The 25603-nt window shown below is 40.1% G+C and carries 32 protein-coding genes; 10 read left to right on the top strand and 22 right to left on the bottom strand.

The window, feature by feature from the left end:
- Positions 1-14: 14 nt before the first annotated feature.
- The 3 genes from mobH to L4F93_RS09965 all read right to left on the bottom strand — a co-directional run bounded on the left by mobH (position 15) and on the right by L4F93_RS09965 (position 3202).
- A complete protein-coding gene (gene mobH / locus L4F93_RS09975) occupies positions 15-1946 on the bottom strand; it encodes a MobH family relaxase (protein ID WP_250350101.1) in 1932 nt (643 codons plus the stop codon).
- A gap of 104 nt (positions 1947-2050) precedes the next feature.
- Complete coding sequence (locus L4F93_RS09970) at positions 2051-2815, bottom strand: Abi family protein (RefSeq protein ID WP_250350100.1); 765 nt, start codon at positions 2813-2815, stop codon at positions 2051-2053.
- Between the two features lie 153 nt (positions 2816-2968).
- Entirely contained in the window at positions 2969-3202 is a 234-nt protein-coding gene (locus L4F93_RS09965; RefSeq protein WP_250350099.1) for a hypothetical protein, read from the bottom strand.
- 255 nt (positions 3203-3457) lie between these two features.
- Between L4F93_RS09965 and L4F93_RS09960 the strand changes: the two genes are divergently transcribed.
- Together L4F93_RS09960 and L4F93_RS09955 are read left to right on the top strand one after the other, a co-directional pair.
- A complete protein-coding gene (locus L4F93_RS09960) occupies positions 3458-4099 on the top strand; it encodes a recombinase family protein (protein WP_250349937.1) in 642 nt (213 codons plus the stop codon).
- 112 nt (positions 4100-4211) lie between these two features.
- Complete coding sequence (locus L4F93_RS09955; RefSeq protein WP_250349936.1) at positions 4212-4667, top strand: hypothetical protein; 456 nt, start codon at positions 4212-4214, stop codon at positions 4665-4667.
- A gap of 75 nt (positions 4668-4742) precedes the next feature.
- Here L4F93_RS09955 and L4F93_RS09950 read toward each other — a convergent pair whose 3' ends face one another.
- The 7 genes from L4F93_RS09950 to L4F93_RS09920 form a co-directional block, all read right to left on the bottom strand.
- Positions 4743-5549 carry an N-6 DNA methylase gene (locus L4F93_RS09950; protein WP_250349935.1) on the bottom strand — a complete coding sequence of 269 codons (807 nt, stop codon included), beginning with the start codon at positions 5547-5549 and terminating at the stop codon, positions 4743-4745.
- Between the two features lie 78 nt (positions 5550-5627).
- A complete protein-coding gene (locus tag L4F93_RS09945) occupies positions 5628-6377 on the bottom strand; it encodes a hypothetical protein (protein ID WP_250349934.1) in 750 nt (249 codons plus the stop codon).
- Between the two features lie 154 nt (positions 6378-6531).
- Complete coding sequence (locus L4F93_RS09940) at positions 6532-7500, bottom strand: ArdC family protein (protein ID WP_250349933.1); 969 nt, start codon at positions 7498-7500, stop codon at positions 6532-6534.
- A gap of 78 nt (positions 7501-7578) precedes the next feature.
- Complete coding sequence (locus L4F93_RS09935; protein ID WP_250349932.1) at positions 7579-8406, bottom strand: hypothetical protein; 828 nt, start codon at positions 8404-8406, stop codon at positions 7579-7581.
- An 88-nt stretch (positions 8407-8494) separates the two neighbouring features.
- Positions 8495-8665 (bottom strand): hypothetical protein, encoded by a 171-nt coding sequence (locus L4F93_RS09930; protein WP_250349931.1) that lies wholly within the window; start codon positions 8663-8665, stop codon positions 8495-8497.
- Complete coding sequence (locus tag L4F93_RS09925) at positions 8662-8919, bottom strand: hypothetical protein (protein WP_250349930.1); 258 nt, start codon at positions 8917-8919, stop codon at positions 8662-8664. Before L4F93_RS09925 ends, L4F93_RS09930 begins: the two co-directional genes overlap by 4 nt.
- Before the next feature lie 95 nt (positions 8920-9014).
- Entirely contained in the window at positions 9015-9365 is a 351-nt protein-coding gene (locus L4F93_RS09920; protein WP_035686545.1) for a hypothetical protein, read from the bottom strand.
- A 381-nt stretch (positions 9366-9746) separates the two neighbouring features.
- On the opposite strand from L4F93_RS09920, the gene L4F93_RS09915 reads away from it, so the two are divergent.
- The 8 genes from L4F93_RS09915 to L4F93_RS09880 all read left to right on the top strand — a co-directional run bounded on the left by L4F93_RS09915 (position 9747) and on the right by L4F93_RS09880 (position 15536).
- Positions 9747-10184, top strand: coding sequence for a TIGR03757 family integrating conjugative element protein (locus L4F93_RS09915; RefSeq protein ID WP_250349929.1), 438 nt, complete (start codon positions 9747-9749; stop codon positions 10182-10184).
- Between the two features lies 1 nt (position 10185).
- Complete coding sequence (locus L4F93_RS09910) at positions 10186-11112, top strand: TIGR03756 family integrating conjugative element protein (protein WP_395895764.1); 927 nt, start codon at positions 10186-10188, stop codon at positions 11110-11112.
- An 11-nt stretch (positions 11113-11123) separates the two neighbouring features.
- Positions 11124-13121 carry an integrating conjugative element protein gene (locus L4F93_RS09905; RefSeq protein ID WP_250350098.1) on the top strand — a complete coding sequence of 666 codons (1998 nt, stop codon included), beginning with the start codon at positions 11124-11126 and terminating at the stop codon, positions 13119-13121.
- 65 nt (positions 13122-13186) lie between these two features.
- A complete protein-coding gene (locus L4F93_RS09900; RefSeq protein ID WP_250350097.1) occupies positions 13187-13621 on the top strand; it encodes a hypothetical protein in 435 nt (144 codons plus the stop codon).
- 136 nt (positions 13622-13757) lie between these two features.
- A complete protein-coding gene (gene vapB, locus L4F93_RS09895) occupies positions 13758-13997 on the top strand; it encodes a type II toxin-antitoxin system VapB family antitoxin (protein WP_250350096.1) in 240 nt (79 codons plus the stop codon).
- Positions 13997-14404: a type II toxin-antitoxin system tRNA(fMet)-specific endonuclease VapC gene (vapC, locus tag L4F93_RS09890; protein ID WP_250350095.1), complete on the top strand. Its 408-nt coding sequence runs from the start codon at positions 13997-13999 to the stop codon at positions 14402-14404. The genes vapB and vapC overlap by 1 nt, the downstream gene beginning before the upstream one ends.
- Positions 14405-14498: 94 nt before the next feature.
- Entirely contained in the window at positions 14499-15179 is a 681-nt protein-coding gene (locus L4F93_RS09885; RefSeq protein WP_250350094.1) for a DUF4852 domain-containing protein, read from the top strand.
- Between the two features lie 12 nt (positions 15180-15191).
- On the top strand, positions 15192-15536 hold the full coding sequence (locus L4F93_RS09880; protein ID WP_250350093.1) for a DUF3742 family protein: 345 nt from the start codon (positions 15192-15194) through the stop codon (positions 15534-15536).
- A 57-nt stretch (positions 15537-15593) separates the two neighbouring features.
- Here L4F93_RS09880 and L4F93_RS09875 read toward each other — a convergent pair whose 3' ends face one another.
- The 12 genes from L4F93_RS09875 to L4F93_RS09820 are packed head-to-tail and all read right to left on the bottom strand — an operon-like array spanning position 15594 to position 25375.
- Positions 15594-17090: a conjugal transfer protein TraG N-terminal domain-containing protein gene (locus tag L4F93_RS09875; protein WP_250350092.1), complete on the bottom strand. Its 1497-nt coding sequence runs from the start codon at positions 17088-17090 to the stop codon at positions 15594-15596.
- A 13-nt stretch (positions 17091-17103) separates the two neighbouring features.
- Positions 17104-17403, bottom strand: a complete 300-nt coding sequence (locus L4F93_RS09870; protein ID WP_250349921.1) for a hypothetical protein — start codon at positions 17401-17403, stop codon at positions 17104-17106.
- Positions 17400-17798 carry a hypothetical protein gene (locus tag L4F93_RS09865; RefSeq protein WP_250349920.1) on the bottom strand — a complete coding sequence of 133 codons (399 nt, stop codon included), beginning with the start codon at positions 17796-17798 and terminating at the stop codon, positions 17400-17402. Before L4F93_RS09865 ends, L4F93_RS09870 begins: the two co-directional genes overlap by 4 nt.
- The gene (locus tag L4F93_RS09860) at positions 17779-20613 is read right to left on the bottom strand and encodes a conjugative transfer ATPase (RefSeq protein WP_250349919.1); all 2835 of its coding nucleotides are present in this window, start codon (positions 20611-20613) and stop codon (positions 17779-17781) included. Before L4F93_RS09860 ends, L4F93_RS09865 begins: the two co-directional genes overlap by 20 nt.
- Positions 20613-21017: a TIGR03751 family conjugal transfer lipoprotein gene (locus tag L4F93_RS09855; RefSeq protein WP_110478407.1), complete on the bottom strand. Its 405-nt coding sequence runs from the start codon at positions 21015-21017 to the stop codon at positions 20613-20615. Before L4F93_RS09855 ends, L4F93_RS09860 begins: the two co-directional genes overlap by 1 nt.
- Before the next feature lie 22 nt (positions 21018-21039).
- A complete protein-coding gene (locus L4F93_RS09850; RefSeq protein ID WP_250349918.1) occupies positions 21040-22470 on the bottom strand; it encodes a TIGR03752 family integrating conjugative element protein in 1431 nt (476 codons plus the stop codon).
- Complete coding sequence (locus L4F93_RS09845; RefSeq protein WP_250349917.1) at positions 22457-23374, bottom strand: TIGR03749 family integrating conjugative element protein; 918 nt, start codon at positions 23372-23374, stop codon at positions 22457-22459. Before L4F93_RS09845 ends, L4F93_RS09850 begins: the two co-directional genes overlap by 14 nt.
- Complete coding sequence (locus L4F93_RS09840; RefSeq protein WP_250349916.1) at positions 23375-24013, bottom strand: PFL_4703 family integrating conjugative element protein; 639 nt, start codon at positions 24011-24013, stop codon at positions 23375-23377.
- The gene (locus tag L4F93_RS09835; RefSeq protein WP_250349915.1) at positions 24014-24382 is read right to left on the bottom strand and encodes a TIGR03750 family conjugal transfer protein; all 369 of its coding nucleotides are present in this window, start codon (positions 24380-24382) and stop codon (positions 24014-24016) included.
- 42 nt (positions 24383-24424) lie between these two features.
- Complete coding sequence (locus tag L4F93_RS09830) at positions 24425-24835, bottom strand: DUF2976 domain-containing protein (RefSeq protein ID WP_250349914.1); 411 nt, start codon at positions 24833-24835, stop codon at positions 24425-24427.
- Between the two features lie 2 nt (positions 24836-24837).
- Entirely contained in the window at positions 24838-25086 is a 249-nt protein-coding gene (locus L4F93_RS09825; protein WP_250349913.1) for a DUF3262 family protein, read from the bottom strand.
- A 10-nt stretch (positions 25087-25096) separates the two neighbouring features.
- Entirely contained in the window at positions 25097-25375 is a 279-nt protein-coding gene (locus L4F93_RS09820) for an integrative conjugative element protein, RAQPRD family (protein WP_442778838.1), read from the bottom strand.
- Positions 25376-25603: the final 228 nt, after the last annotated feature.

Here is a 25603-nt window from a genome sequence, read left to right as displayed (position 1 = left end):
TATTTTGCATAGCTTTACTCCTCTAGTAATAGATGTCTATTATTGATTAAAATCTTGTCACCAAAAAATAATTGGGTATTTGGAACAAGATAGCCCACTAAGAAGGATTCTTTTTTTGGACCTATCACCTTACAACGCCAAAAGTTTACGGTATCATCTTTGATGATTCGCTTTCTATGCAAGCCGAGTGATTGAAATTCATATTGTAAATTATTTACACTTTCTTCATTATAAGGCTCTCCCCTCTCTTGTAAATAGAGTTCAAAGGAACTTGGGCTGACAATAAACAAACAGTCCTTAACGATATGGACTTTTGCTGTGCGATCATTAAAAGTGAGTTGATTTTTAAGAAGTTTCTCTTTTAACCAATCCACAAATTTCTGCCCTTCGGATTTGAAATGCGAGTCGTTATTTGTTGAAGATGTTGGAGGCTCGGGAATAGCATTTGATTCAACGTCGATATGTGTATTCAAATTCTCTGGCTCAGATTTTAATAACGTTGTTGTTCCAGCTTCAGCGTCAGCAGAGGGGATATTCGCCACTTGTTGCTCATTGCTATTACTGAACATATTGAGTAAAAAATCAACACTGTTATTATCACGATTTTCTACAACTGCCTCAGAATTTTGAGAGAGATTAAGCGATTGAAGTGCGGTATTTTCCTCTTGTAAATTTGAAGTAAGTTCTCTATTTTCTTTTTTGTTTACTGGCACAGTATCCTGTACTTCATTTACTGTATTTGATATTTTTTCCTCTGACTCATTTTCTTTTTCTACAACACAAATTGTTCCCGCAAATAATTCTGGACGATCGTCAATGTTATCCCAAATTACCTCAGGTTTAATGCGTAATAAACTAAACTTATCTTTGGGTTTCCAACCTGCGTCTGCATTTAGCTGACAATACCAGATTGCCGTCCCCTCCGAGGTCCTCTCAATGACTTGATGAGCCTGCATTTCATCGAACAACTTACGATTATCACTCGGTACACTAATCCCCTGTCCCATCAAATAAGCTCGAATTTGATCCGCGGTGGTTTTACTCATTAGCCACAATCCTTCTGCCGTAAGCCAGCCATCTCCAGGACCTTTGGCACTAATTTTGAATTTTTGTGAAACTAAATAACGTAAAGCCAAAATAAGTTGTTTCGCAAAAGAAATAACGGGTTTCTGAACCAATTTAGTAATATCGCCACCTAAAGCCAATGCAACACTATTTTGATCGGCTTTTTGTACAATTTCAGCTAATACGCAGGCTTTATCATAATGTCCTGCCATTGCGTACATCAAAGCAGAAAATACCTCTGGGTAGGTTGCCAACCAATCAAAAGTTTCTTTTGCAATTAATTGATTTGCAATAAATCCCCCTAATACAGGGTGGAGTTCATAATCTCTCTGCTTAATGTATCTAAATTTGTAAGGCAATGTTGGTATGCCATTCCAAGCAAGCCAACGTTTCCCATCTTGTAGCTGTATTTCGATATCTACAACAGATTTACCAACATCGTGGACTAAGGCGAAATAAATCACGGCTGCAGTCCAAGCATCTTTCTGTTTCGCTTGCTCTTCTGGTGCTGCATTTAATGGTAAAACATAGTTTTGACGTAACTTAGCCGCAAACGAAATCACTTCTAAACCGTGATCTAGCATACCGCCTAAATGGGCGTGATGATGCGATTCTGAGGCGGGTAAGAGTTGAACCATTTCGGCATAACGTTCAATGGGCTTTTGATACAAATGCCCAAACATTTCTCTTGTCATTGAGACTTGTTGCCAGAGTAAACCAAGATAACGCTGCCGTAATTCCGTATTAAGTAAAGTTTGTGCAGAATAAGGTGTAATCCACCCCTCTATATCTTGCTTTTCCTGCCTCTGTACTGCATTTTCTTTCTTAATGTTAGACGTATTTGGCTTTGATTTGAAAAGTTGTGTCAGCGATTTGAACATTCAGATATCTCATAAAAAATATAAATAACGCGAGAAAAGGCCATTTAGCCCTTTGGCCTTTTCGGGTAAGACCTTTCCCCTTGGAAAGGTTACCCTTAAATCCCTTAGGGGATTTCCCTTAGGCCTTTTCCCTTTTGGGGTTTTCGTAATATTGTCTGGCTTATTCGTTCAAGTTGTCCCAATATTTCTGTTATTTCAGGCGAGATATAACATAGTACCTGCTTTATCTCATTAAATACGCTGATGAGATCAATTTTATTTTCATCAAAAATTGGCTCATGATGACAAATTCTATTTCTTAAATAACGTACTCGACCCGTTATACTATGTATATCATTGATAATTGAATCTCTCTCATTAGATGTAGAGATACAAGCATTAGGAAACGCTTTATTAAAATGATTTATCCATCTTACCCGATGCGTTCTTGATAACATATTTTCCCAAAATATAAAGTTAAGCTCTGCTACAACTTTTCCTGGCGAAATCTCAGTTGTATCTATCCTTAACGGCTGTAAGCGTCCATTGGTAAAATAAAATTCGTAGGTTTTGTGCGGAGATAACTTATTTACAACACGGAGCAATTCTTCTCTTGCTGCGGGTTTTAATGCACGAATAAAATTGTCATTTAAAATGCTATGTATTCTATAACTAGGTTCTAACGCGTTAATAATGGAATTTCGTAATACCACTTCATATAGACTAATCACTTCCAAAAGTGCGGCACTTATTTGTATGTTCCAAATATAAAGTTCGTATGCCAACCTCTCTTTTACTGCTGAGTCATTCTCATCTTTAAAATAAGATAAATATGTTTCTATTCTTGATTTGGATAAGAGAGAGTACAACTCGCTAATTTTAGACACCATAACGTTAAACCATATTAATTAATACATTGACAACACTGCGATTGAAGTATAGCATATAGGAAGACTTAGGGACTGTGAAGATAGCAATCATTGATTAGCTGGACCCCCCTTTGCAAAAGCGATGACCCCAATTTAATTGATTGGGGTTTATTTTTATTCCTCTGCTTCAGTTTCAATGCTGTCTTCTTCTATAATCACCTCTTCCCATTCATCTTCTGGCAAAAACTGCCAATAATTACAAATCCAGCCATCTTCAAATTTTTCCCATATGCCTGCATAGTTATACGCTGTCACTTCGGGATCAGCGTGGCAAATTTGGCCCGCTTGAATTTGAGCATTGGCCCAACTTGAAAAAAGAAGAGTTATAACGATAATCAAGATTTTCATTTTTAGGTCATCTTATTCCTCCTGTTCCAGTATATTTATCCTAAATGACTTTTCCTCTCCTAAATTCTCTGAAATTTCAAAACAATTAATTCTCCTAAAATCTCCTGATATTTTGCAAAATAGCTACTGTCATTAGGGTATACCTCAATGACACTGGCAAAAAGCCATTAAATGCCTCCGTCATTTAGACCGAAAATGGGGTTCAATAACAGAGTCATAAAAAAATGACCTTAATGAAGGTATATTGAGTATTTTATGTTCGCACGAATTTATATGCGGGTTTCAACCGAAGAGCAAGACCTACAACGCCAAGATAAATTGATTGAGGACGCAAAACAAAAAGGATTTTATGTGGTTGCGGTTTATCGTGAAAAAATTTCAGGTACAACAGAATGGGAAAAACGCCCAGAACTTTCTCGGTTAATTAGTGATTTGCAACAAAACGATATCGTGATTGCTGAAAGTATCGATCGCTTAACACGGTTAGAACCGAAAAAAGCCCTTGAGTTAATTAATGCCATACAATCAAAAGGGGCAAAAATTCAGGTTCCTGAGGTATTTGACTTTGATACCGTGTCACAAAGCCTCGGTACAAGTGCGGAGGTTTTTGACCCTAAATTTTTAATGTCGGATCTCTTTTCTGCAATGCAGAATATGTTTTTAAAACTTGCCGTCAGTGTGGCACACAATGATTTCCAAAAACGAAAAGAACGACAATATCAGGGAATTGCACTAGCACGCAAACAAAAGAAATATCAAGGACGGCAACCTAATACCGCATTACACCACGCCATTATTGAACAGCGAAAAAATGGGACATCCATTAAAGAGACCGCTGCAATCCTTAATACAAGTGAAAGTACGGTATTACGGGTTTGGCGAAAATATAATACTTAATATAATTAAAAACGGTAATGAGGAATATCATGAACCATAACATTTTAAAACTGAATGCGGCATTTACTCAAAATAGTCCTATTAAATGAAGATGCACATAAGGAAAAACAAAATGAACGAAAAACAAGAATTAATAAAGTATCTATTTGAGTTTACTGAATTTTCTAACTACTTAAGGAAATTCTTAAAACAAAGAGAACGGAAAATTATACAGAATATTAATATCCTAATTTATATATTTTCTGGCCTTCTTATGTGCAGTTTATTTTTTTCTTTATATTGTGCTTTTACAGAGGAAGCATTTATAAATTTATTATTCTGTTTTCTATGCATGACATTAGAACTTTATTGTAGAGATAAAGTTATAGAATTTACTTTTAAATTTAGAAATGAGATCAAAACGGCAACGATAACAACAGCTCCAAATTTTGGATTGTTAATGCATAATTCAACCTACTTCAACAGATGTATATCTAAATTACTACAAAAGAAATCAGACAACAAAGTACTTGTAACAGTGCTATTGGACACATTGGATAATATTGAATACATGCTTAGAAAGCAGTAAGTCTATATACCTATCTAATGTATTTGACATCGTCGTAATAGTAAAAAGCACTCATTATTGAGTGCTTTTGTTCTATCAGTAAAAAATCACTTCATCTTCATCAAGTACTTCTTCCTCTCCCACAATGGCAGGGAAAAACGATGGTTTTAATGTCGATTCAGTTTCAATCCATTCTTCAGCATCGACAATTTCAGCCTCTGCTTTATTTTGAATATCACTGAGAGCCCATTTTGATGACCAATCCCCCATAACATACGCTAACGTATATATACAAATACGTTGTTCATCGCATAAGGTATCCCCTACAACGATACAAGCGGGAATGTGCAAAAGTGATAATTGTATATAACACATCATCGCAGCTGTGAAATCAACATCTTGGCAATGCACGCAAAACTGTTTTTGAGGGTTAAATCCATATTCATACAGTGTATTAACACAACCGATCACCATAACACCTGATCCACAGCAAGGCTCCGAAAGGGTAATATATCCTTTGCGATTTATCGTACTATCACAATCTTGTAATACGACTTTAGCCATTAAATCACCAATATAAGAGGGGGTGAAATACTGCCCCTTATAATTGTCGCCGAGTTCCAGTGCCATAAAAACTGTCCCGAGAAAATCGTATGGTTTCTCAGTGAGTGCATTGATCACGATTGATAAAAGTTGAGCCAATTTTAAAAACTCTTCATTATCATAACGTGCCCTTGAATGCTTAAATCGTGCTATTAAATCTGCATCAGCATTTGCACCGTAAGTGGCTTGATAAAATTCTATCGCAGAAAGTGTGATAAAATCTAAAAATACGGAAGAACGTCGGTATTGAGGCGCTATCTTATTAAATAATTGGATAAATTCTTTCTCATAATTACGCATAATTATCTCCATGAAAAACTAGAGATAATCCCCCTAGGGAATTACCCCTAGGGTTAACGTATTGTCTAAACCTTACTGTTAAGAAAACTTAAAATCCTCTTCAGAATAACCAAATTCTTCCGCGATTTTTAAGGCTTGCTTGGTTGAGTCAGGATATTGGTAATAACAGGTTTCTGCTTCATCAGAACTTTCAACACCACCAAAAAATATTCCTGGTTCAAAATAAGTCAATTTTATTTTGGCCTCAGGAAATGTCTGAATAAGCGTATTTACCCATTCATTAGGTGGGTTCCAAGGCGTATCAAAGCAAACATAAAAACAGGTATTACCTTCATTAAACTCATCACAATATTGGGTATTTGCGTTCCACTTGACCCCCCAATTGTTATAAGCCCAGTCGTACCATGTTCTAGCACCATATTTTAATTGATTATCAATATAAGCCTGTCCCAATGCTAAGTCATAGCCAAAATAATTTTGTTCATCTGGATTATTTCTCAAAAAATAAACAAAATTGCCAATAGTCCAATTATTTTGTCGAGATAATAAAGAGAGCCTTAACCCCTTTCTCTCATTTCCAGTAATATAATCCGCAATAAGGTTATCCGTTAGTGTCTGAGACTGATCCAAACGAAGCAATGTTTCTGAGAAATCACCCAAACTACCACAAGTGATATTTAACTCTTTAGGCATAGGGATCAGTAAATTGAAATCAACGATTCGTTCTTTCTCTTTTGGATCAAATCGAAAGACTTTTTCAGCAATCGCTTTTGCTAACGTTGCATTGGTCGTATCTACTTCAAGGGTATTTTCACACCAATTTGGCATTGTGTATCTCCTTATTTAAGTTAAATGATAAAAGGGATACACTACCCCAAAGGGATAAATGTATCCCCATTGGGAAAAGTGCGGTTAAATTTCACCGCACTTTTAAAGGTTGAAAGGAAGAGGTGCATCATTAAATGATGCCACTCCGTATGGTTTACGCTGCTTCAGGATAGTAATGTTCATATTGTTTTTGAACATCAAGCGTCTCAAGCATATATTCACAGGCTTTGCGGGCAAACCCTGAGGCTTTGAGAATGGCACGATTATCCTCTTTCAAAATCTTGAGCCAACTTTGAATATAGGCGGCATTTTGTGGAACTTGGTTAAACCCAAGATGTGCACATAAAAATGCCCCGCCCATTTCAGCAATTAGCTCTTCAAACGCATAGACTTTGTTGCCAAATTTGGCTTTACCTGAGGCAATGCCTTCTCGATTTAAACGCGAGGCGTGCCCTGTGGCATGCGTCATTTCGTGCAAAAGTACACTGTAAAAATCCTGCTCTGAATGGAATTGCTTCATTTCAGGCATCACAATTTTATCGGCACTCGGTCGATAAAAAGCGTTAGGACTTGGTCCGATATTCACTGTCAGCGACATACCATCGATAATTTTGCGAATATCTGCGTAAATCTGGTATTGGGTCAGCTCAGCATCTACTGTACGTTCTTGAACGTGATCAAACATTACTTTCGGCAAACCGTCACATTGTTCGATGTTGAAAACAGGATAACGTTTTAAAATGGCAAACTGCTCCATTTCAGGGTTTCCTTCTTCATCACAAATCGGGTTACCCTCATCGTCGCATTTTTCACGTTCAATCGGACAATAGCTCGCCACAATCGTCGCGTTCTCACCTTTACGCACATAGCCACCTAATTTGTTGGCCGCGCGAGCGGTGATCCATTTACATTGTCGATAGCCATTTTCTGCACCCGCAAGCCATAAAAGTAATATATTTATTCCTTGATAGTATCGTCCTGATACCGCATTACGAGGGATACCTAAATTACCCTCAGGGTTATTCCAAGGTTTTAGCCAAGGAACCGTGCCCGCTTCAAGTGCGCTAATAATGCGATCGGTAATTTCTTGGTAAATATCTGTTTTCTGTGTTGAATTGTTCATTACTGTTCTCCTAAATAGAAAAAGGGAACAGCCCCACAATCGGGAATGTTCCCCGATTGGGTTGAAAAGTCAGTCAATTTATTGAGGCTGACGTAATTGCGTTAAGCCCGCCAACTTGTGTGCAAAGGTTCTTGCTTCACGAATAGCATCAAGGATTAAATAACGTTGACTGCCGCCGTAAGTAGTATCCTCACTCAAGCAAGTACACCAACTTAAAGAACTCTCACCCATTTGAATGCCGAGTGCTTTGTGATATACCGTGGCACTTAAATCAACGATTTTCATACCACTCAAGATGGCTTCGCAAAATTGATTGGTATCCTCGTAGCCAAAATCTTCTGAGCTAAAATAGCCATAATGAAAAGGCACAGGTTCAACCGTAAATTCAATGCGATACTGCTTGGTGTTAATGGTGCGACGTTTTTCTTCTGGTTCAATATACATCGACTCCAGTAAACGATAACCGAGACGTTCCAGCATTGTTGAGATGGCTTTAATATATTCACCTAAATCCGCAATAAAGCTATCCCAGATTTCTCTGAACATTTCTTTATCTTTGTTGCGAATATCTCGAAAGCAAAACGCTTCTTCCGCTGGACGAGCATCAAGACTCATCGTATTACAATGTGAATAACGATACCCGAAATGATTACGCGTAATGTCAAGTACATTGAAATACTCATTCGCCCCGATATATTCGGCAATAAATGCAAATCGGCGATAGGCTTTCTCTGTTTGATCAGGATAAATGTGTTTATACAAATTTATCCAATCATCAGAATAAAGTCGCCCATAAAAAGCAACGCCATCGCCTTGGCTATAAGAAAGCGAACTTTCAATAGTTAATTCACTTGGAAAGCCTGCTTCAACCAATTTATTGTCAAAATAAGTGTGTAAAATATTCATTGTGTTTCTCCAAAATAAAAAAGGGGAAACACATTTCCTCAAGGGAAAGGTTTTCCCCTAAGGATAGGAATATCTTATCGTGATACGATTAAGATAGGTGTTGAAGGGTTAAACCCCCTTCAAGAACAGAAACGTTGTCTGAAAATAAAACCGTTCCTACAAGTCCCATCAGGTAAGCCCCTTTGCGTAAATCATCACTTAAGCGCAATAACGTTACTGTCTGTAAATGATGGAATAATGCTTTTAGCTTGGCTTTCATCTTGTTCGCCCTCCTGAGACCAACAAGGTATTTTCATCTTTTTGAGTCACCTCCAAAAAACGAAAATGTGAACCATGTTGTGCTGGCATTTTTTGTAAAAATCGCACCGCACTTTCTTGTGGTTGGCGAGCTGCCCAAACAGCCTTAGCTCGCTGAATAATTTCATCAATCAAGGCTTGCTGGGGTTTAGTATCAAGATGCTGATATTTCGGCATATAATCTCCAACTGCTGAGAATAAAATTTGCACTCTCATTGTGTTTCTCCTTAAAAATAGTGGGGAAACACAACCTCCTTGTGGGAAGCAATATGTTTCCCCAAAGGACGTAGCAAGGTTAACTAAATGTCAGTTTAGTAATACCAAAATAAGATAGCCGCAGACACCGCCCCCATCAGTAAGCCAATTAAGCTCATTGAGAGAACGACTTTTAAATGACGCCGCTTAAGTTTTTCGATTTCTTCACAATACGAAATTTCCTGTTGCTGTTGCAACATTTCGTGAAAGGCTTCTTGCTCAGCCAAACGTCGCTGAACATCGTCTTCAATACTGTGATGAACTGCTTGGCTCACGCCTGATAGTTTGTTGCGTGCAAAAACCACGGCTTTGCCTAAACCCCGACCTAAAACATAGGAAAAAGATTTTTTGGCTTTTTCGGGTTGTTGAGATGATCCAAAGGGATCGAAAGGAAGTGAATTGCTCATAATGCATTCTCCATTGAAGTTAAACATAGGTTCAAGGAGAAACGCCCTGCAGGGACATTTTTCCCTGAACAGGTGAGATAAAAGACACATTCACAGTGTAATCACTGAAACCTCTTTCAGAATGCTGAGGTTATTTCGGCAATGAACACAACTACCACAGCGGGCTAGTCCGTTGCTATTTCAGGTGTTCTGCAACGTTTTAAGGGCTACCAAAGTAGCTGACTTAATGCCCTTATCATACAAAATTCACTCCCATAAAAAAATCCTTTTTTGCTGTTTCTTTGCACAATAATTGTTTCTATTTCAAAGAGAATTAATTATTCAGTTCATTTTGGAAGTTCGCTAAGGTTGGGCTATTTCTCTTTTAGTTGGTAAAAGGTCATGATAAAGCGAACGCTCCTTGTATGTTTAAGTATCAGTATAGCTGCTTGGGCTGAACTTCCACGCGAAGTCAATATCACGGTTTTCAGCACACAAGCCTATCCCATTCAAAATGTCCAATTAGCTCAGCATCTTTACCATCTCGACCGCGTCGAACAATGGGAAGACCAGCTTAGCCAAGGCTTAAGTACCAATCCTACACAAGCGGAATATCAAGCTAAAGCGTTTTTTCAACGTCCTGATAGCCAAACCCAAATCCGCGAATTACAGCAGGCTTATCAAGGCGTGATCATGGGCTGGCAAATGGGCATTCGCAAAGTGCCCGCGATGTTATTTGACAGCCCACAATTTGGTCAAGGTGTTATTTATGGTGTCACTGATGTTCAGTATGCCATTCAACTTTGGAAACAATGGATAAATCAAAAAGAGGGAAAATAACGTGACAATAAAAATCCCGCAAAAACTGACCGCACTTTGTACCGCACTTGCTTTTACTACAACAGCACAAGGCGAAATCAATACCGCAACCATTATGGCATCGAGCGCCTCAACTAGCTGCTTAGAATACAAGGTGGTTGGCACCTGTTTCTGGCTCTTCTGCACTTATTTTGGTTGCAAAGTTCGCACTTCAACAAAAGTACGCCACTTTTTGCCTGAAATGGTGGTTTCAGCCTATAACCACGATGGACAAAATCCGTGGTCAGAAATGAATGTGATGTCTCAAGGGGTTAAAGGCGGGGAATATCGCTCACCACAAAAAAATTACAGCCAGCTTAATTTTAAAAATGCTACTGCACTTGGCCACCCTCAAGGGGCGATTGGTAATTTGTTAAAAAGTACAGGTTATTATTGCCAAACCCAAACAACACCATTTATGCCGTATTTTTTAAGTAGTCTTGATTACTTTGCTTGGCGACAAAATTTGCCCGAGATGTTTTACCCTGAAGCCCTCACGCCAGGAATGCGTGAAGTGCGTTCAGGGGCGGAGATGTGGGGAAATATTTTTCCTCGCGGTGGTGCGGTAACCCAAGTGGATGATTATAAGGCATCAGCCGTCATTGCACAGCGTGTTGCCGACATTGTTACCCGCACAGGACAACTCCATATTTATCAGCCTGCTGCGAGAACAGGCGGTGCAGGCACTTGGTATCCTAAACCCGTTAAAGAAGGCAATGCCAATAATCATAAATGGCAACAACTCTCCCCTGAGATGCAACAATCTTGCAGTGCATTCCCTGATACCCCGCCAACAATGTTATCTGAAAAAGGCAATTATGCCTGGGCGTTATGGCGTCCTTATAAATGCTGTAAGCGTCGTGGACAAACCTTTTTATACAGTATTGATTGGTATAACGACAACGAATAAAAGGAAACAAAATGAAACGACTCAATAAAGTCAGTGTTGCGGTACTTTTCGCACTCAGTACATCTCCCATTTATGCAGAGAGTTCCCTGTTAGACAACATTCAATTCAATAAATCCGACTCTGTTTTATCCGATCAAATTTACTATCAAATCGGCGGCGGTTCAGGCTATATGACACCACCGACACGAGCAAAATCCCTAAAAGCCATTGAATTTGGGATCGGCTGGAAAGCCAATTTAATGTGCGGTAATTTTGACATTAAAACCACCGTAAAAAACCAATTAAATGGCATCACGGAGGGATTTAAGGATTTAATGGGAAACGTGATGGAGTCGGCAAAAGGGGCGGTAGCCAGTCTTCCTGCGATGGTTATTCAGCGTGCCAATCCGCAGCTTTATGACATTCTGACTAATGGCGTTTATCAAGGACGGCTTGATTTTAATCGTCTAAAAACCAGTTGTGAAGCGATGTCCAAGCAACTTGCTGACTATACCCTAAATGGGCGTTGGGCAAAATCGGCGGATTTGGAAAATTATAAAGACATTGTGGCCACCGAACCCGATGCACAAAAAGCACAGAAAAAATCGGAAGACAATAAAGGGAAAAATGGTAAAGAATGGATTGGGGGACAAAAACGCGGCGGCGAAAATCAAAAACAAATCAAATTGATTGAAGATGTCTCTAAAGCAGGTTACAACCTCTTACATAACCGCAATGCCTTAGATGAAAGTCCACTTACAGGACAATCTTGTACAGGGGCGACTTGCCAAACCTTTGACTCACCACAAAAACTCTCTGATTTTTTAACCCGAACCATTGGTGAACAATCCATCTCGACCTGTACTGAAGATTGTGGTCCGAAAACCAGCTCAAAAGCGGGTGTTGGGCTGGCGCCTGCGATTGAAGAAGAAAATGTGCAAACCGTAGAGAAACTTGAACAAGTGCTGAATATGGATACACCAAGTAAAGAAATGCTAGCTGAACTGAGTTCCAATACCATTCCTGTTACACGGGGACTCATTGAAGCCTTACGCGAAGATCCCGACGTGGAAGTGCTTAGCCAACGTTTGAGTGCCGAAATCGCGACAGCCAAAGTGATGGAAAAAATGTTGCTAGCACGTCGAGCAATACTCGCAGGAATGCGAGAGCCTTATGTTGCCGCTGATAAGAATGCACAAGAAGAGTTGGAAAAAACCTTAAATAAAATTGACTTAGAAATTTCTCAAGTCAAACTTGAAATGGATATGCAAAAAATGATCACCAGTAACACCGCATCTGTTGTGATCCAAAACAAACTCAACCGCGAAGCCAATGTTGGCAATCATGGAGAGGGCTATGACAACGTGGATAAACGTGTCAATGACTTAGCTTACGGCACGCCAAATGCAGAAGATCATATGGAAGCAGGCGATATTGCCTTACCTCGCCGAAATATTGCCCTAGATGTTCCGATTGTGAACAACGTTGTGCCTTATAGACCGCCTTATAACGCAAGCGGAAACTATTCTGGCAATTATAAACCGATTGCCCCCATCAACGGTTCCTCTCTTGATCAAGCGACAAATCTATTGAGAAAGTTTGAAGGATTTATTGGTACAGCAAAATGGGATATGAATGCACAGCGTTTAGGCTACGGCTCAGATACCATTACCAAAGCGGATGGTACGGTGATCAAAGTACAAGCTGGAATGACCGTAACCAGAGAAGATGCGGAGCGAGATTTAGCCCGAAGAACGAAAGAATTTGCAAATATTGCAAGAAGAAACGTTTCTGCCGAGACTTGGGATAAATTACCCCCAAATGCACAAGCTGTTTTAACCTCAATGGCTTACAATTATGGTTCTCTGAGTAAATTGGAGTCTGTGGTAAAAGCAGCAAACGTCTCAGCTAATACAGGTGATATGACTGCATTAGCCAATGCAATCAGAAGACGACAAGTTGATAACGGCGGAATGAATGCTCGACGTCGGAATCAAGAGGCTGATTATATCCTGAATAAAACAAGCTAAAAAATAGTCGCATTTTTAATCATTCATTGATACATTATTTATGTCTCAAATAACAGGAGCTTCTTATGCGTAAATCTCTTTTTTTAAGCATTATTTTAACCGCACTTTTTTCTACTAATGCCCTTGCTGCAAATAATAGCAGTATTATTTTTTCTTGCACGGCAACAGATGGTAAACCCATTATGGTGAAAAAAGTTGGCAGTGATTATGAATACACTTATGGTCAATTTAGTTTTAAAAATCCAATCAAACAAGTCATCGCCAATGAAAACTCTGAAATTTCAGTAGGTTCAGGGTTTATTACGAATGTAATGGAACTTAAAAATAACGGGATTTCTTACCGTGTTGGCTTTCTTCAAGGTAGAGGAACTAATACAATTGATAACCCTAGCGTTGACATTTACAAGAATGGGCAATATGACGACTCTATCGAATGTAATGTAAAAAAAGCGATTAAACAAAACTTCGCTTCAACACAGATTCGGCGAACTGGTCTTTAAAAGTAGAACTTAGAAAATAACAACACTAAATAATAAAGCACATAATTAATTTTGTCTAAATTATGTGCTTTTTACTTTACAATACATTACATATCGCATAGTATATACAAAAATCATATACAAGCAGGAAATTAGCATGAGTATAGTAACCGCAACTATTTTTATGAACAATAAAAGTCAGGCAATTAGAATCCCTAAAACTGCAGAATTGCCCGAAAAAATAAAAAATGTAAATATTATTGTTCAGGGCAATACTCGTATTATCACTCCAATCAATACAGTTTGGGATAGTTGGTTCAATGATGTGCATACCGTATCAGATGATTTTATGCTTGATAGAGAGCAACCACAGATGCAAGAAAGGGAATCGTTCTAATGCTAAAATATATGCTAGATACTAATATAGCCATTTTTACGATAAAAAATAAACCTGTGCATATGTTACCTCTATTTAATGAGAATCAGGCTATGATTTGTATGAGTTCAATTGCCCTAATGGAACTCATTTATGGTGCAGAAAAGAGTGCTAAAGTAGCTCATAATTTATCTATTATTGAGTCTTTTTGCTCAAGATTGACTATTCTAAATTATGATGAAAGGGCGGCATACCATAGTGGGCAAATAAGAGCAGAATTAGCTAAGCAAGGGCAACCTATAGGTCCATACGATGCTATGATTGCAGGTCATGCAAGAAGTTTAGGCTTAACTATTGTAACAAATAATATTAAAGAGTTTTCAAAAGTAGAAGGGTTAAAAGTTGTTGATTGGAGTAAAGGAATATAAAAATTACAAAATTTTTGTATACCACAAATAAATTAATATCTAACACTTATAACCTATCAACTCAACCGCTTATTAATCAAGCAAGGAGGAAGAAATGGTTTTCTTGGAAAAAAAATTAGTTTTATTAGTTATCGCAACCTTTTTATTCATACCCCTTTCAACTTTTGCAGCAGTAAAAAAATTTAATTATGACAATATATTGATTGAATCATTGCGTTTAAATAATATCACAGATTTTAAACCGCTTGCTGAAGAGTGGCTGCTATATAGTGATAAACAAACTTACCATAAGTATAAGAATGATGAGTTTGAATTCCAAGATAAAGTGGAAGAAGCTGGGAAAAAACTGAAAACCTTGGTAGAAAAAGCACCGCCCTCCCCTGAGTTTACGATTTTAGTTGATACTCAATTTGGAGAGTATGATTTTGAAAAAAATCAGTTTACTTATCAACCGTTAATGAATGGTCATTTATATATAGATGGGAAGCTAATTACTCAATATACCAAAACCTTACCAAGACGAATCAATCTCTATGTATCTAACCCAGAAGTAATTGACGGTATTCAAATGCCTAAAGCAGAAGCTAAAAAGTTTATACAACACAGAAAAGACCAATTTGGTAATATCAATAGAAACGTAGTATTATCTGTAAACATTCAGTTTAATTCTGCCGATGGGCTAGACAATTTAACAGGAACGGTTCTCAGTTATACTCTTAAAGATAAAGATAATAAAATTATTTATTCAAAAAAATTAATGGATAACGCCCAATAACAGGAGGCAAAAATGAAAATGACAGGTTTTGCGAAATTCGTTGATAAGACAGAAAATGTGATTAACAAATTTAAATACTGGCAGGTGTCTAAATGGCTTAAGGCGGTTATTGTTCTCGGCATTTCTGTCTTGCTCTTTACATTATTCTACTACTTAACTACACTCATAGTTGTCTTCGCTTTAATTATTGCCTTCGTGTTTCTCCCAAAAGAAGTGAGAAAATTCTTAGGTGAAATACTATCAAATAATGATAACAGCAATAAATATGAGTTTGATTACAGTCTAGATGAAGGATATAGAGTGGGACACTCTGGTTACGGTTACTACGATAGTAACGACATAAAACTCCATGATTGATATCTGTAAATTTATCTTATTAGGTTCTAAAAAAGAGCTAATTCGCTCTTTTTTAGATTATTTAGTCTTAGGTTTTAGTAGTTTTGTCCCCTCAGAACCACTAGCTTGAACCTGTTTCGATGAATTAGCAAAATGACTCGCCAAATTTCCTAGCCCTACTCCAGCCCAAGACATTGCCGCAACCCAAACACCGGGCAAAACCAAGAACATCATTCCCAACACAAAGCTCATAATCACATCATCACGGCTATTTTGGAGAAACGCCCAACTTATTTCTGATTGATGACCAGGGGAATTGTACAAAATGCTAATCAGAAACGAATCCAACCAACGTGCCAATTCCCACCAAAATGACACGGTCACTAAAGCAAATTGTACAAATATTAGCGTTACAATCGCTTTTAAGGAATAGCCACTAAATATAATGACCATCGGCGTTAAAATAATCACTGCCATAATCAGCAAGGCTTGGATCATAGGCAACGCATTACGCATTGCATCAAAACCAGGGTAAGCGGCAAGGCTGCCCGCCGTAATCCCCAATGCGGATACCACTGAAGAGACATTATTGGTTAGCGTAGAATCTAAACTACCACCGTACCCCTCATAGGCTTTCCCCCTTGAAATATTAATATTTTCAGGGCGTAATAAGGTGCGAAGTAACGCCTCATCTTGAATATTCGCATCAGTAAACAGCTCGCCTAATTTCACCGATAAATTTTGTCGCATATCCGAAAGTAGCATATCTTTTAACCCTACTTGGCTATCTGCCCACCATTCATCGCAATGAGGAAAACCGCCCTCACCCGTATTGGGTAATCCCTGATCACGGTTAGGTTCATAAGCCCAACGTTGCATCGGTTGCATCGCTCGATAACGAGGGTAAAGTTCACTATTGTTCACTAAAATTTTCCCACCAAGCCAGCTTACTTCTCGGGCTTGTGCGGCATTCATTGCTACTTGGCTATCCAACACTTTACGACGAGCAGGCAAATAACATTGCTGCACAAATTGACGGACTTCGGTCAGCAGTGCGGGGTTGTTAATTTTTTCGTGTTGCACCTCAAAGCGAATTTGACGTAAGTCAGGTTTACAAGGAATGGTTGAAACCGCCCCATGCAAAATCCCCTTATTAATGGCGTGTACTAATCCCCACAACAAGGGTACTTTGGCTTGTTTATCGGCGAACTCACTCACCATACTGGCATAACCTGTTTTTTCAGGTGCTAACGGCACTTTATAGCCACAATGCTTCGATTGCTCCACATTGTAAGCCATATTATTCAGCGAAATCGGCAACATCGGGGCAAGGGTAATCACAATCACCAGCATTGCAGGAAAAAATTGTATGCCTAGCCAATCAATCAGTAATTCGCCTTTGTTCCCTTCATCTGCCCCTTGCTTTTTCACCTCTAACCACGTTTTAATCAGTACGCCAATTAAAGGCGCAATAAATAAGCCTGTACTGGCAAGCAATCCAAATAAACCATTGTTGATTATCCAACCCAATAACGTGAGAAAATATTCAAGATAGCTATCCACATTAAACGTCATCTTATTCTCCCATTTATAATCGATACAGAAAATTCAGCCCTTCAACGGTGAAGAATACCGCTATCACTAATCCCCAAAGTTTAACGGAGAATGGACGAACACGATAAATGCGATACATTAATCCTATCACCACTGCATACAAGAAAAGCCGCCAAGCAAACCAGCCATTGGCGGTTTCCTGCAGCCACTGTGTTAAATTAAGTCCTGGCATATAGGTAACCAATACCACGCCAAGCAAAAGCACACTAAAAAAGAGCAATACGCCGATTAAAAGTGCGGCCAATATTTTGCGTGTTTTTGAACGGGGTTTCATTGTGTGTATCCTCCAAATAGCCCAGTCGGAATCGTTGGAGGAACAGCAAGCCTTTCGCTCAAGGCATAGGCAAACCAAAAGGCATCAATGTCATCAGCAACACTTAAAGAAAGCCGTGTGGCATTCATCTCGCTAACAAATTGATAATACCCGCCAATATTGAGTAAAAGGTAGGTGATCCCTTTCTCGCCAATCACCTTAATATGCCACGCACGTTGTTTGAACACGCGATGAGGATACAAAATAAACTGTTGTACATCCCCCACTCTTGCCAAAATCTGCTTACAAAGCCTCTCTAAATCTTGCAAAACTGGGGCAAGATTAAAGGGTCGAATAATTGGGTCAGCTCGAAATAAGAGACCCGTATAAGATGACTTAATGCTTGTATTCGACATTCTCAATTCCTCTTGCTTTATCAATCTGTGTCGCCATAATTAGTGCCGCATCTAGTTCACTGCATTGATGTTCTGCCATAATGGCACGTCGTTGCGCTTTTTCGTGTTTTTCAGTCATTCCTAAAGCGAGATAAATACTCGGTGGCACAACACGGAATAAGGCTTCCATATTCGTTGCCAGCACCACACCTTCGGTATATTTTTTATCGGCTTTTTTCGCTGACAATAACATCAGTTTTTGAGCCTCCGACAATCGACGAAAACGGTTTACTTCTTCGATTTCATCATTGGTGAGATTCAGCAACTCCCACCATTCAATCATACTAAGCAATTTCGCGGCCTCTTTCGGAAAATCTTCCATATTTTGTGTGGCCAGCCACAACCAAATGCCTAGTTTTCGCCACATTTTTGACCCTTTTACCAAAAACTTGGCGAGTAAGGGATTAACGGTGATAATATGGGATTCATCGGTAATATTAACGATAGGACGAAAACTATGTTGATATTTTTCCCCAAGACTGTTGATATGGTTGATCAAGGAAATGTAAGCTATGGCAAGTTCTGCTTCATAGCCTTCTCGCGCAAACATCGCTAAGTCCACAAGCGTAATATCAGCCTCTGGCCAAATCTCCCCTTCACGGTTAAAAAACTTCCCATTGATTCCCGTACAAAACATATCCATTGCCTCAGCCATTTCAGCCAATCTTGCACGCCGTTCTTCTCGGGTATCGGGGTGTTGACTCAACGCCTCTAACGCATCTCTTACATCACCCGCGAGGGTTTGTCTCCCCTCGGCATAGGTTTTTTCTGCGGCCATCATAATGGCGCGACGGATTTGGGCACGGTCGGCACGACTCATTTTGTCATCTTCTTTCATCTCACCGCCCGTGATCATTAAGCGCGTAGTCAATTCCATTTCAGCTAATAAATCACGTTGCTCACTGCCCTCTTCGTCCTCTTCTTCCTCATCAATAACTGCCTCAACATCGACGTTCATTTCGAGGAGTTTATGCGCTTCGGAAAAAAGCGGTAAGGCAATATCACTGCTCGGTTCAAGGGAGATACGGTTGACCGTTAAGCCATAACGTTGGGCGTAATCGGCAAATAAGCCAAAGGAGTTTCCTGCTTCAACCACAAAGAGACGTGGTCGATGTACCGCCATCAGTTGTGCCATTTGGGCATTCAATGTGGCTGATTTTCCCGACCCTGTTGGTCCTAACAGCAATTTATGGGCATTTTTGGCTCTGTCTTTCGGATTAATGGGGTCAAAATCCAAAGGTGAACCACCGCGATTAAAATAGGTAATGCCAGGGTGTCCAGTGCCTGTTTCACGCCCAAAGACAGGCAACATATTAGCGAGGTGCTGCACAAAATAATACTTGGTATAGTAATGCGTTTTCATATCCAACTGTGGATTGAAATTCATTGGCAACCAACGGAGATAACTGTTCAACGGCGCAATTTCAGCATTTTCTTTGACGGGAACAAGATTGTTACTCAATAAAATGGTTCTAAGCTCACGAGAACGTCGCTTGAGTTCTTTTTCATCTTTACCACGAAGATAAAAAGCCAGACTGGCTTGATAGAGCTTGTGACCATCTTTGAGGTATTCCATCACGGTTTTAACATCTTGTTTCAGGTAAATCGATTCATAATTTTCGCCTACCGCACGGCTGCTAATTCGTTCAAGATGGGCTTCTAATTTGTCTTGCGGATACACCACAATGGTTGTAACCATAATGGTCGATTCAGGCAACAAGTCGAATAAAGCATTAATATTCTTACCACGTCGTACCTCACCGGTAAAATGCCCAATGGCGGGGGTATTTCTTAGGTTATCTACAACCACCACTTCGTGTGGCAATCCATCAAAATACCAATAGTCATCTTTACTTTCAGGTTGGTTATAAAAGAGATTTTCAGAAAAATCTTGCCCAACAAACGGCAAGTCATCGCTTGTTGGTTGATGCAGTTTGTCATAACAGCTACCATTATCAAGATCAAAAGCCATCGCAGGATTGGGATTAAACCAACGTAGAAGCCATTGATGGATCTGCTCGCCTGTTTGGCGTGTTAAGTGAAGCCCCGCGGTCGTTAATGCACCAACTACTCGCTCACAGGCATTATTTAAACTTTCTACCGCGCTTTGTTCTTCATTTTTCCCCACATAACGATAGATGACCATTCTGGTACGACGAATGCGTCCAGACCAAATGGTGTTAGTAATACGATCATCAACAAATAAGCCCCCAGGTTTGCTAATATCGTTTAAATGCTTTGCCGTATTTTTCAGCCATTCTTGCGTAAACGCAGTTTGCAAAATATCAGGGGCAATATAGTCTTTCAGACTTTCCACATAAGGACGTAAATCTTGTTCATCTTGACAATAAAACTGCACAACGTACGGGTAATTATCTAATTCATCAAAACTGTCTTGCAGTGCGTCTTTAACAAGGCTTCGTACACGACTTAAATAGTCTTCGCCACGCCCTTCCGTACCAATAGGTTTAACATCAAATACCACGCCAACACTGCGAACATCATCTAATAACATCACGCCTTCTTGTTCTAAAAATTCGCCCCACGGCAGATAATCTACAAAAGAGGGTTGTTTGCTATAGAGTCTCTGATGATGTGCTGCTTGGGTTAATTTTCCACTCCGCCTCACGGTATGAGGCACTGAAAACCCAGATGAATGCTCAGAGGAATGCATTTCCTTCTCAACGTTTTTCTCTACGTCCTCGCTTTTTTCTGGACGAGAAGCCACCGTCTTATCAGGAAAAAAGGACGTCAATACGTCTGAAAATACGCCCATTATAACCCCCTTGTTCGTTCACCTGGTTGAGCATACTGTACGCGACTATAAAAGGGGATCACCGTGGAATACCCTGGGATCGGCATTGGCTCACCTGATGCCGATAAATGAGGATACACATACATAATTAAATCTGGATTAGGGAGCTTGGGAAAAAGGTTTTTAATTTCATTTTCCGCTGTGCGGGTATAATCCTGTTGTTCTTTAAACCCGATATAATTGACAGGATCAAGCTGACGGTTGTTACTATCACGATAAACCTGTAACTGTGCGCCACTGCCGCCTTTATTCCAAATCGCCTGCATTGTTTCCTCCCCTGTTGGCAATAAGGCTTTTTGTGAAGTTGAGCAAGCGGACAATACACAAAACGTGATAAGTGCGGTAAAAATTTGTCTTCTTTTCATAGCAAATTCCTTAATTGAAGTCTTAATCAAGCTGAGAGGAACGAGAAAATTGGGCATATTTCACTTTACGTCCGTTGAGGTCGTAATCAATATCAATGGCTTTATCAATGTGGATCGCAATAGGGTGTCCAGGTGGTACATAAATGGCATCAAAATTCTGCCCATAACGCTCTTTAAACCAATTTGCGGTTTCTTGAATGCCTTGCCCAAGTGCTTGGCCTACCACATATTTGCCTTGCTGTCCCGTTACCGCACCGACAACCGTATTGCCATCAACCACCGTTGTAGTTTGAGCTTGCGAGTAACCTTGTGCGGCTGCGCCCGCGGCAGCCAATAAGAAATGCGTGCCTAAATATTCAGGAGCATTAGTTTTCCGCTCACCAGGAATGCAAGGGATACCGTGCGGGTCGGATAACCAGCCAATTTTTTCATCCCCTTTGCCCTGGTTGCCATGGGTAACAATCCGTCCATCACTAAATACAAAGGTCAAACTTTTGACCTTGCCGCGCACGCAAGATAAGGTCCAATCCCCTGTTGTCGTCCCTGACACAATGGCTTGTTCGATGTCTGGCAGTTCAATGCCATTAGCAATTAAATTATCTCGCCCAATAATGGCTTTAAAAGGGTAAGGATCGTTCACCGCATTACCAATTGGGATACGCCCTAACAAGGCGGTCATTGACGTTGATCCCATCAACGTTGAATTTTCAGGGATCGTGTAAACCGCAATTTTACTTTTTTGTTTCCCACTTGATGAATTTGAAGAGGTTGTGCCACGATCATTCTCATCACTGCCTGAAATAAAAGGTAATCCTTTCTTACCCGATGTGCTATTGAATGCATTAAGGTTTGGGAAGCCAATTTTAGCGGGGTTACGTTCATCTTCGATTTGATCATCAGGATTAACCCATTCCACGCGCTGTCCGTTTTCCTCTGTCCCTGTTCCCACTTGACCATTTCCGATAGGCAACGCCGTATCCTCCTCAACGCCAATCCCATTGGTTGTATTACCTTGATACGTGGTTGACTCATTAGACGACGTGCGACCTTGTACTAACTGCGACATCTCTTCGCGAAGCATCGCGACCATATTTTGTAGCTCTTGCGTTTTGCTTTGTACCGCCTCATCGACTTGTTGCTGGACATCTTGCTCACGTTTACGCAAGGTTTCATTTTCTTTGAGGATTTTTTCATTTTGCGAGATCACTTTCTCATAACGACGGTTACTTTCTTTCGCCGCCCCAATTAACGTGCGAACCGTATCATTTTTGGTATCTCCCTCTAAACCAAGTTGGCGGATTTCTTCAGGCGTGAGATCTTTAAGTGCGGTATCCAACACACTGGGTTTTGTGCTTGAAGGCGATGATGAACCACTAAATAAGAGATAGGACACACCGCCGACCATAAGAAAAATAATCGCACCAATGACAATAAACAGCTTATTGGCTTTCATTTTGTGCCTCCTTCACCGTTGCAGAACGGGTTTGCTCAATCACTTTTTTCACCACAATTTTGGTGCGTTTAACTTTTTTCGGTGGTACGTATTTTTTTGATTCAGGAATGATGGCTTGATTTGGTCGCCCTTCCGTGACCAAATAAAGGGTTGTGGTATCTTCCGTTGAACCAACGCCCCCCAACCAATGATGTTGAAAGGTCGCCGCATAAAAACGCCCTTGCAGCTCACGTGGGTCGAGGTCAAGGCGTGAGGCGCCTTTATTTTGTAGGCGAATGGCGGTGACCACATAATCACCCAGTTGCCAGCTCATCAGTGGCGTGGCTGTAATAGGATAAGCAGGTAACAAGGTCGTGATTTTTGACGGCAGACCGTGTGCAATCTGGCGAATACCTGGAACGGGCTCAACCGTTCGCAATGGGGCATAAAACATCTGTGCGGCATAACGGGTCAGGGCGGCAGGTACCGGTAATTGAAGAGAGGTAGAAGTTTGCTCTTCTGCCTCTTCATCTTGATTTAGACTGCCTGATTGATTTTCTAATTTTCCCTCATAAAGCAAGCGAACGGTTTCTTGAGGATTGACCACCTTTTCTTTTGCGGTAATATCTAGCAAAATAATTTCATTGGTCAGCATATCTTTGAGCTGCAACCGTGCGGTAGGAAAAGGTGCTAAGGCTTTAAGATAGACCGCCCCACCTGTGGATTGTAAACGGATTTTCCCCTCCAAGGCTTTTGGATAGCCCACTTTGACGTTTTTATCGACCAAAATGACCCGTTCTTTCTCCACCTGCAAATCAATCGGCAAAGGGAGGCGTTGCCACTTCATTAAGATTTCGGCTTGAGCATTCCACGCAATGACAGCACAACAGAGTGCGGTCAAATTTCGTAAGGTTTTTCGCTTCATTTATTTTTTCTCCTCACTCTCGCTTGCCTCTAAACGTAAGGGTATTGAGGCATAACAGTTAAAACCTAACCCCCAAGGATTACGCTGCGAATCAATATCCATTCGCACAATACTGATCGGGAAACGGGTTAAGACACGTTTGACAGGTTCGTCTTTGTAATACTCATCGACACTTAAATCCAAATTCACCGTCCAGCTATCTCGGCTATGGACAATCACGCGATCATCACTAAATCCTCGTCCTGGGATTTCATACACACCACGCACACGATCTCGCAATTCACTATGACGTTGGCGATCCTCATAATCTTGTTGCAAAAAGGCTTCACATGAAGGCGTCAAAAAAGGCTTTAATGCCTCAATGTTTTTTTCGTAATCTTGAGTCCCATCAAGTGTCCAACGATTAAGCTGCTGAAAGGTTTGATAGGCAAAGGCATACACGGTTGATGTAGGCACTTCCCACCAAGGTCGCTGGCTGCCAGCCCTTAAATCAGGGGGAAGTAAGATTTTTAAGGTGCTTGGGAAGGTGTAAATAATAAACATCAAGGCAAAACAAATAATGGTGATGCAAACGATCGCAATTTTAGCGACGGTTAATTGGCGATCTTTATGGTTCAATTCACTTTTCAATCTACTCATTTAGAACAGTCCTCTTGAAGAACGACGAGTGGCCCAAAAGCCGACACGCCGAATAAATTTATTGCCGCCTAAAAGCGAATCCATGCGTTCTTCAATCAGACGGTTTAAATAGGCTTCAGGCTTGCCCCGCTTTAAGCGTGCGAACACCACTTTGCCAATCAGTACAAAAATAATGCACATCAACATCGCAAAAGCAGGGGCAAGAATCCAAGACAGCCCAATTGCCCACAGCACAAGCCCCAAAAACAACCCAATCCCAAATCCGATCGCTGCTGCAATACCAAATTCAGGTACCGTCATCCCACCGTACACAGTAGCTTCTCGATTAAGTCGGGTGGGTAAAAATTGAATATCCTCTTGATTTGACATGGTATATCCCTATCCTGTGAGCAAAAGGTAAGCAAAATAAGATTAAAAAAGTCCAACGGCCATCTTCACTAACCAGAGCGAGAAGAAAATCAGAATAAAACCAATAATCAAAGCGGTAATAAAGGGACCCCAACCTTTTTTATCGTTTTCATCTGTTGCTTGCGTATAAGTTTTAATTAAGGCTCTAACGACGGCATAGATACACCAAGCTGAAAATAATACTGCTGCAAGGGTGACTAATGATTTGAGCACAATAAAAACAATTTCCATCGGATCGGTCGTATTACTATCCACGCCAGGAATTTTAAAATCAGGAATTTTGGATGCGTCAGGTCCTGCGGCTAAGGCGTTTTGCACAGCCCCAAAACACAGAACAGAAAAAGCCAAATAACGCTGTGTTCCCCATTGCCAAGAGCGTTTTACTTGTTGAAAAAAAGAATGAAAAAGAGTCATAATTACCTCTCAGAAACGAAAAATAGCACGACAACAATTAACACTGCTGCCCCTTTCAGAATCAATTTTAAGTAGTCAAAGATGTCCCCCTTAAACCCACTGAATAACCCGCTGTAACCTTTTTTCATTGCCCATACATAAGCAAATAGCAACAATGCCACGAAAATAATCGCAAAGAAGGCACGAAGCTCAGTAGCATTCAAGCCACTGGCAATTTCAAAAGCCTTAAGCGGGGTATAATCACTTGCCATACTATCCTCCTTAATGTCTTAATTTGGTGTAATCTTCTTGCAAGCGACGAGAGGCGTTGGGATCGCGAGGAATGGCACGTGTTGGATTAATATATTGATTAATGCCACTTTTAATCGCATTAATATCTCGACGTGCAGCCTGATAATCAAAATATTCACGGTTTTTCTCCGAGGTCTGAGCGAGTACCTCGGCACGCGTAAGTGAAAGCTGAGCAGCCTCAAGCTGCTTGATAGCCTGAGCTAACTGTGCAGTTTCAGAAGCCTGCACAGTTAATGTCATCATTGACATTGATACGGCAAATAAAACCTTTTTTCCTAACGGATTCATCGACAACTCCTTAACTTAAATTGATTCGGGTTAAGGTTGCCAAAAACACAATGGGAATTTAATGAGAAATTCTATTCAGAATTGAGAGAGTTTTTAGGGAAAAAATAGATACAGCGTCAAAGGTATTGTTGAGGCTCACGAAAAAGATAAATAATCTGATACTCAGATTAAACGACATAATAATATTGA

The sequence above is a fragment of the Avibacterium sp. 20-132 genome, from assembly GCF_023611925.1.
In the GTDB taxonomy this organism is placed as follows: Bacteria; Pseudomonadota; Gammaproteobacteria; order Enterobacterales; family Pasteurellaceae; genus Avibacterium.
Note: the sequence above shows the minus strand (reverse complement) of the source record. Positions and strands in the feature narration are given on the sequence as shown.

What these genes read in the sequence shown, in the direction of transcription:
- L4F93_RS09900 (WP_250350097.1), top strand. Translation starts at nt 13,187, where the DNA reads ATGCGTAAATCTCTTTTTTTAAGCATTATTTTAACCGCACTTTTTTCT.
- L4F93_RS09825 (WP_250349913.1), bottom strand. Translation starts at nt 25,086, where the DNA reads ATGGCAAGTGATTATACCCCGCTTAAGGCTTTTGAAATTGCCAGTGGC.
- L4F93_RS09930 (WP_250349931.1), bottom strand. Translation starts at nt 8,665, where the DNA reads ATGAAAGCCAAGCTAAAAGCATTATTCCATCATTTACAGACAGTAACG.
- L4F93_RS09855 (WP_110478407.1), bottom strand. Translation starts at nt 21,017, where the DNA reads ATGAAAAGAAGACAAATTTTTACCGCACTTATCACGTTTTGTGTATTG.
- L4F93_RS09880 (WP_250350093.1), top strand. Translation starts at nt 15,192, where the DNA reads ATGAAAATGACAGGTTTTGCGAAATTCGTTGATAAGACAGAAAATGTG.
- L4F93_RS09840 (WP_250349916.1), bottom strand. Translation starts at nt 24,013, where the DNA reads ATGAGTAGATTGAAAAGTGAATTGAACCATAAAGATCGCCAATTAACC.
- L4F93_RS09960 (WP_250349937.1), top strand. Translation starts at nt 3,458, where the DNA reads ATGTTCGCACGAATTTATATGCGGGTTTCAACCGAAGAGCAAGACCTA.
- vapB (WP_250350096.1), top strand. Translation starts at nt 13,758, where the DNA reads ATGAGTATAGTAACCGCAACTATTTTTATGAACAATAAAAGTCAGGCA.
- L4F93_RS09950 (WP_250349935.1), bottom strand. Translation starts at nt 5,549, where the DNA reads ATGCGTAATTATGAGAAAGAATTTATCCAATTATTTAATAAGATAGCG.
- L4F93_RS09970 (WP_250350100.1), bottom strand. Translation starts at nt 2,815, where the DNA reads ATGGTGTCTAAAATTAGCGAGTTGTACTCTCTCTTATCCAAATCAAGA.
- L4F93_RS09925 (WP_250349930.1), bottom strand. Translation starts at nt 8,919, where the DNA reads ATGAGAGTGCAAATTTTATTCTCAGCAGTTGGAGATTATATGCCGAAA.
- L4F93_RS09955 (WP_250349936.1), top strand. Translation starts at nt 4,212, where the DNA reads ATGAACGAAAAACAAGAATTAATAAAGTATCTATTTGAGTTTACTGAA.
- L4F93_RS09835 (WP_250349915.1), bottom strand. Translation starts at nt 24,382, where the DNA reads ATGTCAAATCAAGAGGATATTCAATTTTTACCCACCCGACTTAATCGA.
- L4F93_RS09820 (WP_442778838.1), bottom strand. Translation starts at nt 25,375, where the DNA reads ATGTCAATGATGACATTAACTGTGCAGGCTTCTGAAACTGCACAGTTA.
- L4F93_RS09845 (WP_250349917.1), bottom strand. Translation starts at nt 23,374, where the DNA reads ATGAAGCGAAAAACCTTACGAAATTTGACCGCACTCTGTTGTGCTGTC.
- L4F93_RS09885 (WP_250350094.1), top strand. Translation starts at nt 14,499, where the DNA reads ATGGTTTTCTTGGAAAAAAAATTAGTTTTATTAGTTATCGCAACCTTT.
- vapC (WP_250350095.1), top strand. Translation starts at nt 13,997, where the DNA reads ATGCTAAAATATATGCTAGATACTAATATAGCCATTTTTACGATAAAA.
- L4F93_RS09865 (WP_250349920.1), bottom strand. Translation starts at nt 17,798, where the DNA reads ATGTCGAATACAAGCATTAAGTCATCTTATACGGGTCTCTTATTTCGA.
- L4F93_RS09860 (WP_250349919.1), bottom strand. Translation starts at nt 20,613, where the DNA reads ATGGGCGTATTTTCAGACGTATTGACGTCCTTTTTTCCTGATAAGACG.
- L4F93_RS09940 (WP_250349933.1), bottom strand. Translation starts at nt 7,500, where the DNA reads ATGAACAATTCAACACAGAAAACAGATATTTACCAAGAAATTACCGAT.
- L4F93_RS09850 (WP_250349918.1), bottom strand. Translation starts at nt 22,470, where the DNA reads ATGAAAGCCAATAAGCTGTTTATTGTCATTGGTGCGATTATTTTTCTT.
- L4F93_RS09870 (WP_250349921.1), bottom strand. Translation starts at nt 17,403, where the DNA reads ATGAAACCCCGTTCAAAAACACGCAAAATATTGGCCGCACTTTTAATC.
- L4F93_RS09905 (WP_250350098.1), top strand. Translation starts at nt 11,124, where the DNA reads ATGAAACGACTCAATAAAGTCAGTGTTGCGGTACTTTTCGCACTCAGT.
- L4F93_RS09935 (WP_250349932.1), bottom strand. Translation starts at nt 8,406, where the DNA reads ATGAATATTTTACACACTTATTTTGACAATAAATTGGTTGAAGCAGGC.
- L4F93_RS09945 (WP_250349934.1), bottom strand. Translation starts at nt 6,377, where the DNA reads ATGCCAAATTGGTGTGAAAATACCCTTGAAGTAGATACGACCAATGCA.
- L4F93_RS09830 (WP_250349914.1), bottom strand. Translation starts at nt 24,835, where the DNA reads ATGACTCTTTTTCATTCTTTTTTTCAACAAGTAAAACGCTCTTGGCAA.
- L4F93_RS09875 (WP_250350092.1), bottom strand. Translation starts at nt 17,090, where the DNA reads ATGACGTTTAATGTGGATAGCTATCTTGAATATTTTCTCACGTTATTG.
- L4F93_RS09965 (WP_250350099.1), bottom strand. Translation starts at nt 3,202, where the DNA reads ATGAAAATCTTGATTATCGTTATAACTCTTCTTTTTTCAAGTTGGGCC.
- L4F93_RS09915 (WP_250349929.1), top strand. Translation starts at nt 9,747, where the DNA reads ATGATAAAGCGAACGCTCCTTGTATGTTTAAGTATCAGTATAGCTGCT.
- L4F93_RS09920 (WP_035686545.1), bottom strand. Translation starts at nt 9,365, where the DNA reads ATGAGCAATTCACTTCCTTTCGATCCCTTTGGATCATCTCAACAACCC.
- mobH (WP_250350101.1), bottom strand. Translation starts at nt 1,946, where the DNA reads ATGTTCAAATCGCTGACACAACTTTTCAAATCAAAGCCAAATACGTCT.